Here is an 18,870-nt window from a genome sequence, read left to right as displayed (position 1 = left end):
GTCCCGTCCCGGCACAGATCAGCGTCAGCCCACTGCACAAAACGCCCCAGCCTGCCGCTGCCGGTGCGGGTGTTGGGCCTTGATCGACACGATCGGGAGTCGCCGCCTCGGCTGCTGGGCTCACTGAGCCTGGCGTCGGCGAGCCGACTCCCTGACGACCCGTGGTGTTGGCTCAACCGCGCTAACGAAAACCGGCTGGCGTACAGGCTCGGGCGCGGCCGAGGCTAGCAGCGGCGCTCGCGCACCGCAAATCGCTCGTCAGCAGCGGCGACGCCCGGCGCCAGGCGGATACCCAGCTCTTCGAGCTGTCGCGGCGAGACCGGTGCTGGCGCACCGGTCAAGGGATCTGCGCCGCTCGCGGATTTGGGGAAGGCGATCACATCGCGGATCGAATCGCGACCCGCGAGTAGGGCGACGAGTCGGTCAAGGCCGAAGGCGATGCCGCCGTGCGGCGGCGCTCCGTAACGCAGCGCTTCGAGCAAAAAGCCGAACTTCTCGTGGGCCTCTCGCTGGTCGATCCCGAGCGCCGCCAACACTCGTAGCTGGAGATCGTAATCGCTGATGCGGATCGAACCGCCCCCGAGCTCCCAACCGTCGACCACGAGGTCGTAGGCGCGGCTTCGCCAGCTCGTCGGATCGCCAGCCAGATCGCCGGTCGGCGCGGTGAAGGGATGGTGCAGCGGATCGAGCCGCTGCTCCTCCTCGTTCCACTCGAACATCGGGAAATCAACCACCCAGTAGACGTCGTGACCCTGCGGCTCGACCGGCGCCGCCTCGACCCGCAACGTCCCGAGTACCGCAGCGGCGCGGGCGGGAGCGTCGGCCACCAGCAACAAGGCGTCACCGACCCGCGCCCCCAGTTTTTCAACGGCCGTGCGCATCTCTTCTGCGGTCAGGAACTTCGCGACCGGTGAGCGCCAGGTGCCGCCCTCCTCGACCTGTCCCCAAACGAGGCCGGCGGCCCCCAGCTCGCGCGCGCGCTCTGTCAGCTCGTCGAAGCGACGTCGCGGGAACTCTCCGCTGCAGGCGAAACCACGCACGCAGCCGCCCTTGGCGAGCGTCTCGGCGAACACCCTGAAGCCGCTGGACCGGAAGACGTCGCTGAGGTCGTGAATCTCGCGACCGATCCGGCGGTCGGCGCGATCCGATCCGTAGCGCAGCAGCAGGTCGTCGTAGCGCACCCGCTCGATTGGCAATTGCACTTCGATCCCGCCGAGCGCGAGCAGGCGAGCGATCAAGCGATCGCAGAGCTCGATCACGTCGTCCTCGTCCACGAACGACATCTCGATGTCGAGCTGCGTGAACTCCGGCTGACGGTCGGCGCGCAGGTCCTCGTCCCGGAAGCAGCGGGCGATTTGGAAGTAGCGCTCGTAGCCGGCGATCATCAGCAGCTGCTTGAAGAGCTGCGGCGATTGGGGCAGCGCGTAGAAGGTGCCGGGTCGCAGGCGCGCGGGCACCAAGAAGTCGCGCGCCCCCTCTGGAGTCGAGCGGGTCAGGAGTGGCGTCTCGACCTCGACGAAACCGTCCTCGGCAAGTTGGTCACGGATTTCGCGGTAAACCCGGTCGCGCAGCAGCAGTGCCTCACGCATCGCGTCGCGACGCAGGTCGAGGAAGCGGTACCGCAACCGCGTCTCCTCGCCAAGCTGGCGCGGCTCGTCGATCGGAAAGGGTGGTGTCTCGGACGCCGCTAGGCGCTCGAGCTGCTCGACGACTACCTCGATCTCTCCGGTCGCGAGATCGGGATTCACGGTCTCGGGGGTGCGTTCGACGACGGACCCGCGGACCGTGATCACATCCTCCGCCCGCAGCCGGCGTGCGGCCTCGTGCACGTCCGGCGCTTCCTCGGGACGAAAGACCAGCTGAACGATCCCGCTGCGGTCGCGGAGATCGCAGAACACCACCCCGCCGTGATCACGGCGGCGATGGACCCAGCCCGCGAGCCGCACCGTCCGTCCCGCGTCGGCACGGCGCAGCTCGCCCGCCCAGCAGTCGCGGAAGCGGTTCCCGCGCGGCTCGGTCACGACGCCTCCTGACCGACCTGCGACGGGTCCTGCGTTCGCAGGATCTCGACGACCTCCGCGGCCCCGCCGATCGCCACCTGGCTGCCATCGGCGAGGCGTTTGAGCTGGAGGTCGTCACCAACGATTACCGCCGCTCGCGCACCGAGGCGGTCAGCGTGACGCAACTGCCGGCGCAACGCTCGCCGTGAATCGCCGAGCTCGACACGTAGGCCCAGCGAGCGCAGCTCGCGCGCCAGCGTCAGGGCGCGCGCCGCCCGCGCCGCGTCGACCGTTGCGACCAGAACGTCCACATGGCTTTCGCTCGCCGGCTGATCGCCGGCCGCCAGCAGGATCCGCTCGACCCCAGCCGCCCAGCCGCAGGCGGCGGTGGGCGGCCCCCCGAGCTCCTCGATCAAGCGGTCGTAGCGGCCGCCGCCGCCGACCCCTCGCTGCGCGCCGAGCGCTTGTGACTCGAACTCGAACACGGTGCGCGTGTAATAGTCGAGCCCGCGCACGAGCGTCGGATCGACCTCGTACTCGACGCCGACGGCATCGAGTAGTGCCCGCACGCAGGCGAAGTGCTCGCGATCATCGGCGTCCAGCCGGTCGAGCAGCCGCGGCGCCTGAGCCATCACCGCCCGCGTGCTCGGGTGATCGGAATCGAAGGCGCGCAGCGGGTTCTTGTCGATCCGTTCGCGCACCTCTGGGGCCAGCAGCTGCTCGCGCTGCTTCAAGTACTGGCGCAGCTCCTCGGCGTAGACGGCCCGCGTAGCGGGGCTGCCAAGGCTCGCGAGCCGCAGTCGCAGGTGCCGTGCGCCGGCGCGTTCGAGAATCTCCCGCAGCAGCAGGATCAGTTCCGCGTCGAGCGCCGGATCGTCGGATCCCAGCGCTTCCGCGCCGACCTGCGTGAACTGCCGGTAGCGGCCCGCTTGCGGTGCTTCGTGGCGGAAGAAGGGGCCCCAGTACCAGAGACGAACCGGCTGCGGCCATTTGTGCATGCCGTGTTCGACATAGGCTCGGCAGATGCCCGCGGTGTTTTCGGGACGGAGGGTAAGGGAGCGGCCACCCTTGTCGGCGAACGTGAACATCTCCTTGCGGACGATGTCGGTCGCCTCCCCCACGCCGCGGACGAACAGTTCCGTGTGCTCGATCACCGGCGTCTCGACGTAGCGGTAGCCGGCTCCCGCCAGCACTTCCGCGCAGAGCGCGCGCAGGCGCTCGCGGCGCTCACTCTCTGGGGGCAAGACGTCGAAGGTCCCACGCGGGGCCCGTGGCCGCTCGCCCGGCACGTCAGCGCGCGATCTCGGCGAGGAACGGGTTCGTCAGCCGTTCCCGCTCGAGCGTGGTGATTCCCATGTGCCCGGGGTAGACGACCGTCTCCCCGGGCAGACGATCCAGCAACGCGCGGATGCTCGCGAGCAGCGTGTTCCAGTCGGCGCCGGGCAGGTCGGTGCGACCGACCGACCCGCGGAACAACACGTCGCCCGAAAAGAGCGCGAGCTCGTCGGCGATCCAGTAGCTCACGTGCGCAGGGCTGTGGCCAGGGGTCGCGATCACCTCGATCGTGAGCCCCGCAAGCTCGAGCCTCTCTCCCCCCACCACTGTGTGCTCAGCCTGCCAGCTCTCGAACGGGCCAAACCCGGGCCAAGGAACGTAGCTGTTGATGTCCGCAAGCACGTGCTGCTCGCCGGCCGGAACCCACACCGGCGCACCAGTCTTGCGCGCCATCGGGGCGACGGCGCCGATGTGGTCGAAGTGGCAGTGCGTGATGAGGATCGCCTCGACGCGCGCCTGCAAGCTGTCGATCGCTTGCGCGAGGCGATCAGGCTCATCGCCCGGGTCCACCAGCAACGCGCGGGCCCCCGGCGCGCTGCTCTCACGCACCAGGTAGCAGTTCTCGGCGACTGGGCCGACAGTGAAGCAGCGTACGTCCACGCCCGCGAGCCTAGCCCTTCCCGCGGCCATCGCGCCCGCGGCGGGCAGCTCCCAGCCGCCGCGCGCGCCAGCGCCAAAGCGCCCGATCGGTGGCGTACCCCAGGGGCACGTAGATCAGGAACATGAAAGCCGCGAGCCCTGCCGCGACCAGCGGTGGACGTCCGATCACCACGAAGACGACGGCGACGATCACGGCCGCGATCGCTGCGCGCGTCGCCGATTGACGCCAGCTGGGCGGCTGCAGGAGACGGTCGGTCGGATGGCGGTATCCGGGCCCCCGCGTGCGCTGCCGGGCCGCCGGCTGGCCGCGCTTGCGTTCGACCGTGCCGGCGGGTGTACCACGGTGTTTACGTCGTCGCCGTCTGCGCGTCTCGCCCATTCCGGGCGGCAGCGTATCGCGGCCCCCGCCGCGGGCCGGAGCGAACTTTGCGACCTCAGCTCTTGCGCAACCGCGCGAGGGCTCGCTCGAGCACCTGCCGGTCGCGGTCGAAGTCACGCAGCGGGACGTCCTCGGGGAAACCTTCGAGCGCTGCCGCCGGAACGAGACCGACGATCTCCGCGCTGGCGACCGGGGCGCGCTGGCGCACCAGGGCAACGATCTCAGCGAGCGGCACGCGCAGCGGGTCGTGCACGTTGAACGACACCTGCACGGTGCCGCGCGACGGCAACGGTACGCCGATCGCTCGCAGACCGCTCGGTCCCCCTGCCGACTCGCGCAGCTCGGCAGCCACGCGGCGCGCCAGCGCGAGATCACCATCGCGCAGCTCTACGTTGAAGGCCACCAGCGGCGGGCGCGCGGTGACGAGCAAGGCGCCGGCACGAGGGTCGAGAACGGCGGGTCCGAAATCCGGTCGCAGCTCGCCGCTGGCGAGTCGCCTGCCGAGTTCTTCGGGACCGCCGCGTCGCAGTTCAGCGCGTTCGCGGTGAGCGGGATCGGTGGCGAGCTCCCCGTACAGGAACACCGGCAGCGTCAACTCGTCGCCGATCCGCGCCGCCACGGTCAGGGCCAGGGCGATCGCGCGCGAGCGCTCTTGCTCGCGGGGATAAACGATCGGCAAGACATCGACCGCACCAACCCGCGGATGGACGCCCTCGTGGCTGGCCAGGTCGATCGCGGCGAGACAGCGGCGAACGCCTGCAAGCAGCCCTTCTACCGCCGGCTGATCGGCCTTTTGGGAGGCAAGCGAGAGCACCGACCGGTTGTGGTCGGGATCGGCGTGGAGGTCAAGCAGCAGCCACGGCTCGAAAGCACCGGCTAGTTCGCCGAGCAGGCGGCGATCGCGCCCTTCGCTGACGTTCGGTACGGCGAGCAACACGGGGCTAATCTTGGGGGTCGCGCGGCTCCGTAGCTCAGCGGTTAGAGCGCTCCACTCATAATGGAGAGGTCGCAGGTTCGAATCCTGCCGGAGCTACTCCCCTCCCCCACTCTTCGCCGCTGTTCCACCGCTTCGACGCGCGGTCAGTAGGCGTCGACACCGTTATCGGGCGGGAGCGGTGGCACTTCGGGCGCTGACGGCCCTTCGGGTGTTGGCAGCTTGGCCCTCGGGCATCCCTGCGGCCCTGACCGGTAGGGCAGGCGCACGACCACGGCGGCGCGGTTGTTGCGCTCGTTCGACTCGTAGATCGAGTTCGCTGGGTCAGCGACGTGCACGTAGGCGAAGCAGCCGTGCAAGCCGGTGACGTCGATCCACTGTTCGGGGTAAGTGGGCGGGTAGATGTCGGACCACCCCGGAGACGTCCCGAGCGTCACGCGCTGTGCTTGCGGGTCGGTGCTGCAAGCCGGATAAACGGGCGTTTGGGGCGAGCGCATGACCCACGGTCTGGTGCGTCGCAGGTCGCGAAAGCAGTACGAGACCTTGGGACCGACGCGCACCCGCACGGTCGCTCTACCACGCTGGTCGAGTCGCCAGAGCTCGAAGCGCGCTGCCCGCCACACCTTCCACCAGCGCAAGCCGAGGTGGGCGCGCTTGAAGTAGAGGTAGGCGCGCGTGCGAACGCGCACGCGGCCCCCGTCACGCCGATAGATCCGCTGCCAGGCGACCATCCAGCTCGCCTTGCGTCGCACCCCGTGCAGCTCAGCGGGCCCGGCACCGATGTTGTCGATCGAGTTGCCCGCCCGCAGTAGCAGGCGCCCCGGTTGCGTGCGAGCGTCGACGTACAACCCGAACGGTCGCTTCATCACGAGATCCGGGCAGTACAGCCGCTTGCGCTGCAGCGGATCTATACAGGGGTTGGGGTCGAGACCGGTGGGTGCGGGCGGCGGCGTGAAACGAGCGGGTTGCGCGCGCGCCGCCGCAGCAGCCGCGGCGTAGCGCCGGCCCTCGGAGGGAGCGGGGAGGGCAGTGAAAGCGCTCGCAGTCAGCGCAAATGCGAGCACTGACGCAGCAATGATGAGCGGCTTCGGCATCTTCGCGACCACGGGACCGAGCTCGCCATCCTCTCACGATCGCCGCACTGAAGCGCCGCTAGCGGTGGGGCAGCTCGGCTAGTCGGGGCCGCTCGGCGGGTATCAGACGAGCTGGTCGAGCCTGCGGCGAAAGCTCTGCGCCGAGACAACGACCGCTCCCACCGCGCGCGCGGCGTCGGCTAGCCAGGCGTCGGAGGTGACGACACACACGCCCTGCGGGCTGCGCTCCCGCCGCAAGCGCTTAACGAGCTCAAAGTCACCGGCGTCGCGTCCAGCTCGCCGCGCGTGCACGATCTCCACGAGCGGCGAGCGCAGCGGCGGCCGCGGCGGCCGCTCGAACACGACGCAAACGTCGTCGCCAGTGGCCGCGACGAGGCGCTCGAGCCGACCGACCAGCTCGGCCATCGCGCGGTCGCGATCACGCTGCCATCCGGCGGGACCTGCTGCCACGACGTTCATGCCGTCGACCAGCCACAGCACAAGGCGAGCGTACCCGCAGAGTCGCGGGGCGAAGCCGGCGGCACCGATGCCCGCGGCGTTGCCGGCTCGAGCTACTGCTAGACCAGCCACAGGCCGCCGCCCGCCCTGCGCCCCTTCCTCGAAAGGTCGCCGAAAAAGGACGAGGGCGGTGCCCCCACAACACCGCCCTCGTGCTGGACGCCTCCCATGTCGGTCGGCGATTCCCCTGCCCCCTGGGGAAGTCTTTTTCGGCGCTTCTGTCAGGGGAAACGAAGGCGGCGGCGAAAACTTGCGGCCTCGGCGAAAAATTTTTTTTCCGCTCGCCGCGGCGAGCTTCTAGCGGCCAGCAGCCAGCAGCGTGCGCAGCAACTGCCGGAACACCGCGAACGCCGGCTTGGCGCTGTAGTCGCTGCGCAACAGCCCGAAGTGCTGGAAGGGCAGCGGTGACGAGCTGTCACCGTCACGCAGGTTGAACCAGCGCAGGTCGGTGATCCCGAGCTCGCGCCGCGCTCGCCAGGCGGCGCGGACCATGCGTTCCAAGGCGGTCGCTTGATAGCGCTCCGAGCGCCCCGGGAAGGTCGGCCAGCCACACTCCTCGATGCGCACGGGCGTGCTTCGCGGGAGACCCGCAAGCTGCATGTAGCCGCGCAGCTCGCGAACCGCCGTGACCAACGCTAGGCCCTCGTCGAGACCGGGGCTCGGGCGAGGCAACACGGTCCCCGGGTAGGCGTCGATACCGACCCAGTCGACCGCTCGCAGGAAACGCCGACCACCCAGGCGCCGAAGGTCGCGCCAAAAGTCCCGCTCGTAAGCCTCGTCGCGCCGGTAAGCCCAGTTGAAACCGACCTCCAGCCGGCGCAGGCGCAGGCGCTGTTTCTCATTTTGCGCGGCGATCACGCCGGCCACGAGCGCACGACGGGCCCCGCGGAATGCGCCATCCGAAGAGTCGCGCGAGAAGTCGAAATTCACCTCGTTGGCGATCTGCAGCGCCACCACGTTGCGAATCCGTCCGAAGCGACGTACGACCTCGCGGACGTGGCGCGCCCAGGCGGCGATATCGCCCTCGTGGCCGACAGGCGGCCGGTAGCGAACCTGCAGCTCCACCAGATAGCCGCGGCCGGCGAACCGCCTGGCGAGCGCGAGGTAGCGGGTGAAGGCGCGCTCGCCGTCCGACCAGAAGAAGCGGTTGAGGCGCACGACGAACGGTGCCCGCGGTGGGCGCAGCCGATCGAGCGCCGCGAACGTCCGCTCGAGGCGCTCACCGACCGCTGGCGCTGGGCGGTCGCCGATCTGCCCGGCCTGCGCCAACGGCGTAATACCGAAGCGCAGCGGTGGCGCGCCCGCGCGCGCGTCGGCCGGCGGCGCCAGCGCGCCGATCACCCCCGCGCCCAGCACCAGCCACCCGCACAATGCGCTAGCGGGGTGCCGACGCCACCGACGCGCTCGCGTCCTCACGCTCGCTGGACGCACCACACGCCCTCCCACGGCCGTGAAAACTAGTTGGGCAGCTCCGCGTGCACGCCCCGTACAGTCGAGCGGATGCGCACTTTTCGGCGACTGCTCGGCTTTCTGCGGCCCTACCGGCTGGCGGTCGCCGCATCGGTCGTGCTCGCCTGCGGCGCGCTCGCCGCGGGGGTCGCCATTCCGACACTGATCGGTCGGGCGGTCGACGATATCCGCACCGGCGGTGGCCGCCTCACCACCTACGGTCTGGCGATCGCAGGGCTCGCTTGCGCACGGCTCGCCCTGAGCGTGAGCAGGCGCTTGGTCGCGGGACGCGTTTCGCTCCGGGTCGAGCTCGACCTGCGCGATCGTCTCTACGAACACTTGCAGCGCCTCGAGGTCGGCTTCTTCGACCGCGCGCAGGTGGGACAACTGGTCTCCCGCGCCACCGTCGACTTGCAGGCGATCCGTTTCTTCCTTGGCTACGGCCTGGTGTTCGCAGTGCAGTCGGTCGTGACGCTGCTTGCGGCACTCGCCGTGATGCTGTGGGCAAGTCCCTTGTTGACCGCCGCTGTTCTGTGGCCGGCACCGCTGCTGGTGCTGGTCGCTGCGCGTTACGGCCGCCGCAACCGTCCGGCTAGCCAGGAGGTTCAGCAGCGGATGGCCGAGCTCGCTGCCGAAGCCGAACAGTCGCTTTCGGGCGTGCGCGTGATCAAGGTCTACGCAGCGGAAGCGGTTCGTAGCCGACGCTTCCGAAGCGCGGCGGAGCGCGTGTACGACCAGGCGATGCTGTCGACCCGCCTGCGCGCCTTCTACTCACCGCTGATCGCGTTCCTGCCACAGCTCGGGCTCGCGACCTTGCTGTTGGTGGGGAGCCGAGCGGTCCCGAGCGGTGCCGTCACGCTCGGCGAGTTCGTAGCGTTCTACGGCTACTCGGTGGTGCTGGCCGGTCCCTTGCGGATGCTCGGGATGGTGCTCGGGATGGCGCAACGGGCGGTAGCGGCCGGCAACCGCGTGTTCGAGCTCCTGGATCGGGGGCCGCAGTTGCCCGAGCCGACTTCTCCGGTGCCTGTGCGCAAGGTGCGGGGAGCGCTCGAGTTCCAGCGCGTTTGGTTCGGTTACGAGCGCGGGCGCCCGCTCCTTCGTGGTCTCGACCTGCGTGTCGAGGCCGGCGCGACGATCGCTCTCGTCGGGCCCACCGGTGCGGGCAAGAGCACGATCGGGATGCTGGCGGCACGCCTCTACGACCCCGAGCGCGGGGCCGTGCTGCTCGACGGTGTTGACGTCCGCCGGCTGAGCACGCGCGAGCTACGTCGCACGGTCGTGCTGGTCGGAGAAGACGGCCACCTGTTCTCCGACTCGCTGCGCGCCAACGTCGCCTACGCGCGGCCGGACGCCAGCGACGAACAGGTGCTGGCGGCGCTGGCGTGGGCCGGCGCCGACGAACTTGTCGAGCAGCTTCCCGAGGGTCTCGACACGCGCCTCGGCGAGCGCGGCTACCGACTCTCGGGGGGTCAGCGCCAGCGGGTCGCCTTGGCGCGCGCCTTGCTGGCCGCCCCGCGCGTGCTGGTCCTGGACGACGCGCTGAGCCACGTCGATCCGGCGACCGAGCGGCGCATCGCTCGACGATTGCGCGAGACCAGCGGCGACCGCACGATGCTGATCGTCTCGCATCGGCCCACGCTGCTCGAGCTTGCCGACGAGATCGTGCTGATCAGCGACGGGCGAGTCAGCGCCCGCGGCGCCTTCCCGGAGCTGCTCGCGCGCTCTCCTCGCCTTGCCGAACTGGTGTCGACAAGCGGCGCTTCGGTCGCGCGGACGGCGGTTTCGTGAGCGCGCAGCGGGCAGATAGCGGCCGGAGGAGCGGCGACAGATGAGCGGCCGCGCCAAGGCTTGGGACGGGTCGCACGGCCGCGGCAACGGTGCCGACGGGTCGCGCGGCCGCGGCCCGCAAGCCCCGCCCGGGGAGCGGCAGCAGCTGCCGGACTCCCGCTTGCGGGCGTTGTGCGCGCTGCTGGCAGCGCAGCGCGCGCGGGCGGCGGCCGCGGCCCTAGCGATCGTCGTGACCACGGCAGCGGGGCTAGCACCTCCGTATCTCGCCGGACGCGTGGTCGACGCGATCGCGACTCGACGCCCGCCCAGCGAGGCGCTGCTGCTCGCTGCCGCCTTTTTAGCCGCGGGCCTCGTGGTGCTGATCGCGAACCGCGCGCAGACATTGCTCGTCGGCGCGGTCGGTCAGGCACTGTTGCGTGACCTCCGGGTACGCGCCTTCGACCACCTGCTGGGACTACCGCTCGCGTATCACCAGCGCGTGCCTTCGGGCGTGTCGATGTCGCGGCTGACCAACGACGTGCAAGCGCTCGATCAGCTCGTCAGCGACGGCTTCACCACCCTGCTTGGCTCGTCGTTGACGCTCGCGGGCCTGGCGGTGGTGCTGGTGCTGCTGGATCCCGAGCTGGCGCTCGTTGCCTTCGCTTTCGCACCGCCGATGCTGTTGTTCGGCTTCTGGTACCGGGCAACCGCGCAGCGCGCCTTTCGCGCGACGCGCCGCCGCGTCGCAGAGCTGACCGCGTACCTGCAGGAGACGCTCGCGGCCGTCCGCGTGATCCGCGCGTTCGCACAAGAGCAGCGCCACATCGCCGACGCTCACCGCCTGGGCGAGCGCAACTTCGACGCGAACATGCGGACGGTGCAGCTCAACGCCGCCTACTTCCCGGTCGTGGAGTTGGTTTCGGGGCTCGCGACCGTCGCGGTCCTGGTGATCGGCGGACGGCGAGTGCTCGGCGGCGAGACCTCGCTCGGAACGCTCGCCTCCTTCGTTTTCTACCTTCAGAGCTTCTTCGATCCGATCCAGCAGCTCTCGCAGCTGCACACCACCTACCAGGCCGGTGCCGCCGGCCTCGATCGCATCCTCGATCTGCTGCGCACTCGACCGACCCTCGTGGAACCAAGCAACCCCCGGCGCCTGCGCCGCGCGCTTGGCGAGCTGCGCCTGGACGACGTCACCTTCTCATACAGCGGGAACGGCGATTCTCGACCGGCGGTGTGCGGCGTGGACCTCGCGCTGGCGCCCGGCCGCACTGTGGCCCTGGTGGGACCGACCGGTGCCGGCAAGTCGACCGTGGCGCGTCTCGCGTGCAGGCTCTTCGACCCCGATCGCGGGCGCGTCACGCTCGACGGCATCGACCTGCGCGAGCTCGCGCAGCGTGAGCTGCGCCGCCACGTCGTGCTCGTTCCCCAGGAGCAGTTTTTGTTCCCCGGCACGGTCGGCGAGAACATCGCGCTCGGCCGCCCCGACGCCACGCGCCGGGAGGTCGAACGGGCAGCACGCTTGGTCGGCGTTCACGAGGCGATCGCCGCGCTGCCGGACGGTTACGACACCGACGTTGGCGAGGCGGGGCAACGCCTCTCAAGCGGGGAACGTCAACTGGTGGCGTTGGCGCGCGCGGCGCTGGTCGAACCGGTCGTGCTGATCCTCGACGAGGCAAGCTCCGGTCTCGACGCGGTGACGGAGCGGCGGGTGCAGTCGGCGCTTCGCGCGCTCGCCGCGGGGCGCGCGACGCTGGTGATCGCGCACCGCCTCAGTGGCGTCACCGAGGCCGACGAGATTGCTGTGCTGGACCGCGGCCGGATCGTCGAGCGCGGAAGTCACGAGCAGCTGCTCCGCGCCGGCGGCCACTATGCGGAGTTGTGGGGGGCCTGGAGCGGTTCGCAACCGAGCGACGGCACGCCAGCCAGACCCGGCGCGGCTACACTCTGACGCGTTCGCTGCGGCGTCGGCTCGGCGCTCGCCGGCGCGCTGCGGCGTGCTTCTCGATCACTGGGGAATGGTGTAACGGCAGCACGACGGGTTCTGGCCCCGTTAGTCCAGGTTCGAATCCTGGTTCCCCAGCCTCAGCGACGGCCTTAGCCCTAGCGGCTGTCGGGCACCAGTGACGCGAGGTCGCTGCTCTCGTCGGCGAGGAGGCGCTCGTCGACCGTCGCACCCTCCTTGATCAGGCGTCGCGCGTATTCGAGATCCTGGCCGCGGTCGCCGGCGGTGAGTGCTGCACGGACCCGCCCGTCTTCGACGTAGAAAACCGTGAACGAGGCCTCCTCCAGCGATCCCCGGACGATCGGCCGGCCCTCCCCGGGACCGACGTACTCGATCGACAGCCAATCGGCGAGGTCGCTGAAGAAGTAGGGCACGACGTCGTGTGGACGCTCCCGGCCGAGCATGTTGGCCGCCGCCGTGCGCCCGTGGTTGAGCGCGACGTCCCAGTGCTCGACACGAATCGCGCGCCCATGGATCGGGCTTTCGTACTCGGCGATGTCGCCGGCGGCGAAGACCCCGTCGGCCGAGGTGCGGAGCATCGCGTCGCAACGCACACCACCCGTCTCCCCCAACTCAATGCCTGCACGGCGCGCGAGCATCACGTCCGGCATCACCCCGGCACCGACGATCACGCAGTCCGCCTCGACCCGGAGACCGGACTTCGCGACGACCGCCCGTACCCGACCGTCACCCTCGAAGCGCTCGAGCTCCTCGCCGGGGTGCAGAACGACGCCGTGGTCGCGCAGCACCCGGCCGAATGCGCGGCCCACGAGCGTCCCGAACTGCCGCTCGAGCGGCTCTTGTTCGAGCATCAAGAGCTCGCAGTGCTTGCCCCAGCGCGCAACGATCGAAGCCGCGCACTCGCAAGCGATGAAGCTGCCGCCGATCAAGACCACGCGTTCCGCCGCCTCGACGTCCGCGCGGATCGCATCGGCGTTACCGAAAGTGCGTAGGTAGTGGATTCCTTCCAGCTCGGCGCCGGGTACCCGTAGGCGGCGGACGTTGGCGCCGGTGGCCAACAACATTCCTCGCCGCCACGCGACCTCCTCGCCGCTCGAGAGTTTGGCCCTGCGGGCGCCGAGATCGATCGACATAACGGAGGTGCGTGTCGCTAGCTCGACATCGTTCTCCTCCCAGAATGAGAGAGGTCGCCAGTAGGCGTCCTCGCGGCCTTGCTCGCCCCGCAGATACTCCTTGGAGAGCGGTGGCCGGTCGTAGGGCGGGTCCGGCTCGCGCCCCACCAGCAGGATCGAGCCGTCCGCACCCTGTTGGCGCAGCGCTGCTGCACAGCTACCGGCGGCAAGTCCGCCACCAACCAGAAGGAAGTCGACCTCACGAACCGCTGCCACCTGCTAGCCCCCTTGCACCTCGTTGGCTTTCCGGGCGCCGCGACCGACCCTCGCTAGGCGGCTTCCGGTCGCGCATGAAACAGTTGCGTAACCTGCTCCTCGAGACCCACATCGAGCACCACGAGGACCTCGTCACCGGGCTCGATCAGAGAGTCGGCGTTGGGCACGAAGCCGCTCCCGTTGCGCAGGATCGCGGTAACAAGTGCGCCGTCCGGCAGTTCGAGCTCGCCGACACGGCGGCCAGCGGCGGCCGAGCCAGGTGTCACTTCGAGCTCGATGATCTCGAGCTGCTCGGCCGGTAGGTCGAGCAGGTGAACGAGCCCGTATTCCGGTACCTCGTGCTCGATCAAGCGCAGGATCAGGTCGGTTGCGGAGACCACCGGGCTGATCCCAAGCAACTGGAAGTGCTGGAGGTTGCGCGGGTTGTTGCAGCGCGCAACGATCCGCTGCACGCCGTATTTTTCGCGCGCGACCTGGGAAATCAGGATGTTGTCCTCGTCATCGCCGGTGACCGCAATAACCAGGTCGGCGCGCTCGATACCTGCGCGTTCCAGAACCCACAGCTCGGAACCGTCGCCGTACTGGATCGCGTGCTCGAGCTCCTCCTCAACGATCTGGTAGCGGCGAAGGTTCGACTCGATAACGGTTACCTCGTGGCCCTTATTGATTAGCTCACGGGCGAGGTTCCACCCAACCTTGCCGGCCCCGACGATGATTACGTACATGCGCCGCCCCATTCAGCCTGAGACGCCCTCAAAGCGGATCTGGCCCTGGACCGCCGCGTGCATGAGTTCGATCGCGGTTTGCGTCGGACAAACGGTTTGCAGCCCCTGCTCCGAGTACCACTTGGCACGGTGCGGATCGAGCACGCGGACCACCATCCGCTCGATGTTGAAGCGCCGGCGCGCGATCTGAGCTACCACGAGGTTCGTGTTGTCGCCATCGGTCGAGGCGACAAAGGCGTCGGCTTGCTCGATCCCCGCCTCGATCAAGGCGTCGATCTCGAGCGCCGTGCCAACGGTGAAGCGCCCTCCACGCTCTTCCCAGGAGAGCTCGCTGCCCTGATTGAGCAGCTGGATCGCCTCTGGGTCCTCGTCGAGCACCGACACCTCGTGCCCCTCCTCGAGGAGCAGCTTGGCGACCGCCGAACCGACCCGTCCGGCACCGACCACTAGCACGAACATCTGCGGTTCACTCTATCCATCGCCCGCCTCCGGTGGCCTGCTCACCGCTAGGGACCCACGCCGCTGCGCTCGCCGACCTCGCCGGCAGGTGGTGCCGTCAGGATCACCGGGCACGGCGCCTTGTCCAGCACGTAGCGCGTGATGTCACCAAGCGCGCGGTCGAGCGGCGCCCCTCGACCTCCGAGGACACCGCCACCACGCGTCCGCGAGGGCGCTTCGGCGGCCAGCACGATCGCCTCAACGCCTCTTCGCCGCGCCTCCTGAACGATCGCCTGCCCGGCGGAACGCGCACGCACAATGGCGGTTTGCACGTGCACCCCCTCGTACTCCTCCCCCACCGCCTTCGCCCGCTGCAGGGCCCGCCGCGCCTGCTCCAAGCGCTCCTCCGGCAGACTCGCGTCGAGCGGTAGCGAGAGCGGCATCTCGAGCGGATAGATCACTTCGAGCATCGGCGGCCCCTCCGCTTCGTCCCCTTCCTCGGCCGCCAGACGGCCAGCGGTCGAGACGATCTCGACGTCGATCGGGTCGCCGGTGACCGGCACCAGAATGCTGCGGTACTCGCGCTCCTGAGGCTCGCGCAGGACTGCCTCGGGTACCCGGAAGCGCCTCGTCAGTTGCTTGCCGGTGGTGCGCCGATAGCCGACGTACAGGGCCAGCCCGAATAGCATCCACGCGAGCCCCAGCCAGCGCGCGCCGGCATGCAGGATGATCACGCTTACCCAACCCGCGGCACCGGCGAGCGCCCCGAAGACCGCCGGCAGCGGCACGCCCACCCCCCTCACCGGCACCGCCAAGGGGACCGCGAAGACGCGTCGTCGGTCGCGCTCCCGGAAGCGCAGCACCAAGACCGATAGGTGCGCGATCGTGAACGCCAGAAGCGCGCCAAACGCGTAGAGGCCGAGCAAGAGGTCGACGTCGCCGATCGCCACAAACGCGAAGGCGAGAACGGCGGCGCTGGAGATCGCCAGGTGCGGAGTGGCCCACCGTTCGTGCAGGCGGCCGAGGGCGCTCGGCACCTGCTGGTAGGTGGCTAACGAGTAGGTCAGCCGTGCAACACCGAGCAGCTGGGAGGTGACCACTCGCCCTAGAACCAGGGTGGCCATCGCGACCACTGCGATGCGTGCGGCGTCAGCGAGGGCGGGCGGCGAGAGCGTTTCCGCAAGGCCCACCACGGGGGTCAGCAGGTACTCGCCACCGAGCGGTGTCTGACCCCCACGCACCGGAAGCGCGGCGAGCGCGACGATCGAGACACCTCCCAGCAGCACGGCCACCGAGAACGAGCCGGCGCCCACGACTCGGCGCAACGCCCGGCGGCTCAGGCGCACCTCCTCGGCAAGTCCGGAGGCTGCCTCGATACCGGTCGCAGCGACGGTGGCGACGGCCGCTGCAAAGGCCAGGTCGGATACGGACGGGAAGGGGCCGCCACCGTTCGAGAAGGGGTCGCCAAGAGGCGGACCGAGAGCAACCACCAGCGCCGCTAGCACGACTAGAAAGGCGAGGTTCAGCAGCCCGATCCAGAACGAGCGCCGCAACCTCTCCACACCCAGCCCCCGCGCGTTTCGCAGCGCGGCGGCCGCGATCAAAGCCCCGGCGATCGCAATCTCCCAGGCGCGCGCATCGAGGGCCGGCCAGAGCGCCGCGAGGTAGTGCGGAACCGCCACCGCGCAGATCGCCGCCACCAGCACGTAATCGAGAACGATCGCCCACCCGGCAACGAAACTGATCAGCTCGTTGAAGGCGTAGCGTGCGAATGTTGAGGCACCCCCGCGCTCCGGGTGGAGGACGTTGCCCTCCAGATACACGAGCGAGGTCACCAGGTAAAAGAGCGCCACGGCGAGCAGCACGAGGGGGGTCACGCCGAGCGCGTCGCGGGCCACGAATCCGAGCGCGAAGTAGACCGACGCGGAAGCCGTGCTCACGGCGACCGCGACGATCGCCGGCTCGCCAATTCCGCGCGTCAGCCGTGCCTCGAGCTGTTCGACACGCCCCTCGAGACTCTCCAACGTCTCCGCGCCGCGGCGAAGCCGCTCAGCGCGTGGCCGACCCCTCGCTGCTGACCCGTCGTCGTTGCGTTTCACCGGGAGCGACGCAGAGCTAGCAGTCGGAGCGAGCCGAGGATGCAGAGCGCGGCGCCAGCCAACACGCCCAGGGCGAGCGGGCCACCACCGGCCACGATGGTCACCGACACCATCGCCAGCCCGATGCCCAGTAGCGCCGCTGAGAGCAGTCGCGCAGCAGCGATGTAGAGACGACCCACCTCCTGAATCGTACGTACGCAAACGGCTGCGCCGCTGTCAGCTACCCGCCGCAAACCGCGAACGCCGGCAATTCGCCTAAGCCGCCCTGGGTAGCGGCGACGAGCCGCCCCGTGCGGAGACGAGAATCACGCGCCCCGGCCTTTCCTCCAGCACCGTCTCGATGGTGCCGCCGAAGCCTCCGCCGGGCCGCTTCGCCGGCACCGGAAGGACGACCGCGCGTGCCCGGATTGCGCGCGCCTCGTCGACGATGCGGCGGCCGGCACCGCCCGGTCTGACCTTCTCCCAGTGACCGGTGACACGCCGACCACCGATCACTCGCGCGGAGTCGATGAGCGCTTGAGCCGCCTCCTCTTCTGCCGGCATCTCGGCATCCAGCGGGAGGTTGTAGGGCACAGGAATAAGAACCAGCACGTGCACCGCACGGTTGCGCCGGGCCGCCAGCCGGCAGGCGGTTCGGATCGCCTCCGGCTCGAGCTTGGGACCTTCAAAAGCGACCAGGATCGACTCGTACTCGACTTCGCGCTCCACGACCGGTTCGGGGAGAACCACCTTGCGCGTCTCGGTCAATCCCAGCCCCTGCCGTCGCCGGTAAACGACGTAGAGCGCGAGACCGATGAGCAACCACGCGCTTCCGACGGCGAGCGTTGTGAGGTTGAGGGCGCTGACGACGACCAGCGCGATGCCCGTGCCCAGGCCGCCCAGCAGCGAGTAGAGCGGCAGCTCGTAGCCTGCCACGCGCAGGTTGCCCGGTCCTTTCCAAGGCCGCGGGACCTGCGGCGCGCGTACCCGCAGCGTCGCGACCGCTGCGTGCGCGATCGTGAAGGACAGCATCGCCCCGAACGCGTACACCGTGCCGAGGAATTCGGCCTCGCCGGGCAGCAGCGTGACGCAAGCGACGAGGCCGAACAGGACGATCGACACGTAGGGCGTGCGGAAACGGGGATGCAGCGCGCGTAGGCGCTCGGGGAGCTGGCGGTATTGCCCCATCGAGTAGGTGAGCCGCGAGACCCCAATGAGGCCCGCATTGGTTGCCAGGAAAAGGATCGTGGCGGCGAGCAAGCCGACGTAGATCTCGGCGGGCCGCTGCAACGCGCCAAGGTCCATGTTCTCGACGATGCCAAGTACCGGATCGTCGGCGAACCCGCCTTGCTCTTTCGGCAGTGCGAGCACCGTGCGTCCCTCCTCGACCGGCATTGCGGAAAGCGCCACCGCCGGCAGGAAGGCGTAGATCGCCGTGACGGCCGCCACCACCGCTGCGATCCCGCGGGGAATCGTGCGCCCGTAGTCGCGGGCCTCCTCGGCCATGTTCGAGATCGTTTCGATGCCCGTGTAGGCCACCATCCCCACGGGGATCGCGATCAGGAAGTTGGAGATTGTCGGGTAGCGACCGAGATCGACGTTCTGCACCAGCGTCTCCGGCGAAAAGACGAGGACCAGCCCGATCGCGACCAGCGCGAGCTGCGTGAGGAAGTCAGTGACCGCGAGGATCACGTTGAGTCGGGCGGATTCCTTGACACCCACCACGTTGAGGGCGACCAGCAACGCGATCGTGATCACGCCACCGACGATGTCGCCCGGGGAGCGCCCTAGCTCAGGCCAGAAGACCCCTAAGTAGTGAGGGACGAAGAAGGCCGATATCGCGACCGTGATTATGTAGTTGAGCATTTGGCCCCATGCCGCCACGAACGCCCAGAGCTCGTTGAAGGCATGGCGCGCAAAAGACGACGAGCCACCCGCTTCCGGGTACATCGTCGTGCCCTCCGCATAGGTCGCGGCGGTGCACGCGAAGATGACCCCCGCGATCACGAAGACCGCGGGGGTCAGACCGAGGGCGAAGACGGCAACGAGGCCGAGCGCGTAGTAGATCGAGCTGCCCACGTTGCCGTAGGCAGTGCTGAACAGAGCGGCGGTGCCGAGCACCCGCTCGAGGCCAACTCCGCGCGGCCGGAAGCGAGCCACCCGCCGGAGAAGCTACCGCCCTACCGGGCCCTACTGCGATGCCACCGATGTCGCGTTTGCGC

Annotated in this window: 16 protein-coding genes and 2 tRNA genes; 4 read left to right on the top strand and 14 right to left on the bottom strand. The window is 69.4% G+C overall.

Annotated elements, in window-relative coordinates; genetic code table 11:
- Positions 1-224 precede the first annotated feature (224 nt).
- The 5 genes from aspS to BLW41_RS07395 are packed head-to-tail and all read right to left on the bottom strand — an operon-like array spanning position 225 to position 5,251.
- Positions 225-2,021: an aspartate--tRNA ligase gene (aspS, locus tag BLW41_RS07415; protein WP_093117813.1), complete on the bottom strand. Its 1,797-nt coding sequence runs from the start codon at positions 2,019-2,021 to the stop codon at positions 225-227.
- Positions 2,018-3,289, bottom strand: coding sequence for a histidine--tRNA ligase (gene hisS / locus BLW41_RS07410; RefSeq protein WP_093117812.1), 1,272 nt, complete (start codon positions 3,287-3,289; stop codon positions 2,018-2,020). Before hisS ends, aspS begins: the two co-directional genes overlap by 4 nt.
- A 1-nt stretch (position 3,290) precedes the next feature.
- Entirely contained in the window at positions 3,291-3,935 is a 645-nt protein-coding gene (locus tag BLW41_RS07405; protein ID WP_218138327.1) for an MBL fold metallo-hydrolase, read from the bottom strand.
- 10 nt (positions 3,936-3,945) lie between these two features.
- Positions 3,946-4,314 carry a hypothetical protein gene (locus BLW41_RS07400; protein WP_093117808.1) on the bottom strand — a complete coding sequence of 123 codons (369 nt, stop codon included), beginning with the start codon at positions 4,312-4,314 and terminating at the stop codon, positions 3,946-3,948.
- 55 nt (positions 4,315-4,369) lie between these two features.
- Positions 4,370-5,251, bottom strand: a complete 882-nt coding sequence (locus BLW41_RS07395; protein ID WP_093117806.1) for a hypothetical protein — start codon at positions 5,249-5,251, stop codon at positions 4,370-4,372.
- A 23-nt stretch (positions 5,252-5,274) separates the two neighbouring features.
- On the opposite strand from BLW41_RS07395, the gene BLW41_RS07390 reads away from it, so the two are divergent.
- A tRNA-Met gene (locus BLW41_RS07390) sits at positions 5,275-5,347 on the top strand.
- A gap of 47 nt (positions 5,348-5,394) precedes the next feature.
- On the opposite strand, the gene BLW41_RS07385 is transcribed toward BLW41_RS07390, so the two are convergent.
- The 3 genes from BLW41_RS07385 to BLW41_RS07375 form a co-directional block, all read right to left on the bottom strand.
- Entirely contained in the window at positions 5,395-6,342 is a 948-nt protein-coding gene (locus BLW41_RS07385; protein ID WP_143038651.1) for a hypothetical protein, read from the bottom strand.
- Between the two features lie 102 nt (positions 6,343-6,444).
- Positions 6,445-6,912, bottom strand: a complete 468-nt coding sequence (locus BLW41_RS07380) for an NYN domain-containing protein (RefSeq protein ID WP_218138326.1) — start codon at positions 6,910-6,912, stop codon at positions 6,445-6,447.
- 225 nt (positions 6,913-7,137) lie between these two features.
- Complete coding sequence (locus BLW41_RS07375; protein WP_218138325.1) at positions 7,138-8,271, bottom strand: hypothetical protein; 1,134 nt, start codon at positions 8,269-8,271, stop codon at positions 7,138-7,140.
- Between the two features lie 69 nt (positions 8,272-8,340).
- Between BLW41_RS07375 and BLW41_RS07370 the strand changes: the two genes are divergently transcribed.
- From BLW41_RS07370 to BLW41_RS07360, 3 genes are all read left to right on the top strand, one after another.
- Positions 8,341-10,077 carry an ABC transporter ATP-binding protein gene (locus tag BLW41_RS07370; protein ID WP_093117801.1) on the top strand — a complete coding sequence of 579 codons (1,737 nt, stop codon included), beginning with the start codon at positions 8,341-8,343 and terminating at the stop codon, positions 10,075-10,077.
- Positions 10,078-10,117: 40 nt separating this feature from the next.
- A complete protein-coding gene (locus BLW41_RS07365; RefSeq protein ID WP_093117799.1) occupies positions 10,118-12,004 on the top strand; it encodes an ABC transporter ATP-binding protein in 1,887 nt (628 codons plus the stop codon).
- Positions 12,005-12,065: 61 nt separating this feature from the next.
- Positions 12,066-12,136, top strand: a tRNA-Gln gene (locus BLW41_RS07360).
- Between the two features lie 20 nt (positions 12,137-12,156).
- Here BLW41_RS07360 and BLW41_RS07355 read toward each other — a convergent pair.
- The 6 genes from BLW41_RS07355 to BLW41_RS07335 form a co-directional block, all read right to left on the bottom strand.
- Positions 12,157-13,407 (bottom strand): NAD(P)/FAD-dependent oxidoreductase, encoded by a 1,251-nt coding sequence (locus BLW41_RS07355; RefSeq protein ID WP_093117797.1) that lies wholly within the window; start codon positions 13,405-13,407, stop codon positions 12,157-12,159.
- Positions 13,408-13,460: 53 nt separating this feature from the next.
- Positions 13,461-14,144 carry a potassium channel family protein gene (locus tag BLW41_RS07350; RefSeq protein ID WP_093117795.1) on the bottom strand — a complete coding sequence of 228 codons (684 nt, stop codon included), beginning with the start codon at positions 14,142-14,144 and terminating at the stop codon, positions 13,461-13,463.
- Positions 14,145-14,591: a potassium channel family protein gene (locus tag BLW41_RS07345; RefSeq protein ID WP_093117793.1), complete on the bottom strand. Its 447-nt coding sequence runs from the start codon at positions 14,589-14,591 to the stop codon at positions 14,145-14,147.
- Between the two features lie 47 nt (positions 14,592-14,638).
- Entirely contained in the window at positions 14,639-16,594 is a 1,956-nt protein-coding gene (locus BLW41_RS07340; RefSeq protein ID WP_177169408.1) for an amino acid permease, read from the bottom strand.
- A gap of 71 nt (positions 16,595-16,665) precedes the next feature.
- A complete protein-coding gene (locus tag BLW41_RS10960) occupies positions 16,666-16,848 on the bottom strand; it encodes a hypothetical protein (RefSeq protein ID WP_177169407.1) in 183 nt (60 codons plus the stop codon).
- 76 nt (positions 16,849-16,924) lie between these two features.
- Positions 16,925-18,808 (bottom strand): amino acid permease, encoded by a 1,884-nt coding sequence (locus tag BLW41_RS07335; protein WP_093117789.1) that lies wholly within the window; start codon positions 18,806-18,808, stop codon positions 16,925-16,927.
- Positions 18,809-18,870 lie beyond the last annotated feature (62 nt).

Origin of the sequence: Thermoleophilum album (genome assembly GCF_900108055.1) — a bacterium.
GTDB lineage: Bacteria > Actinomycetota > Thermoleophilia > Solirubrobacterales > Thermoleophilaceae > Thermoleophilum > Thermoleophilum album.
This window is presented reverse-complemented; position numbering and strand designations above follow the sequence as displayed.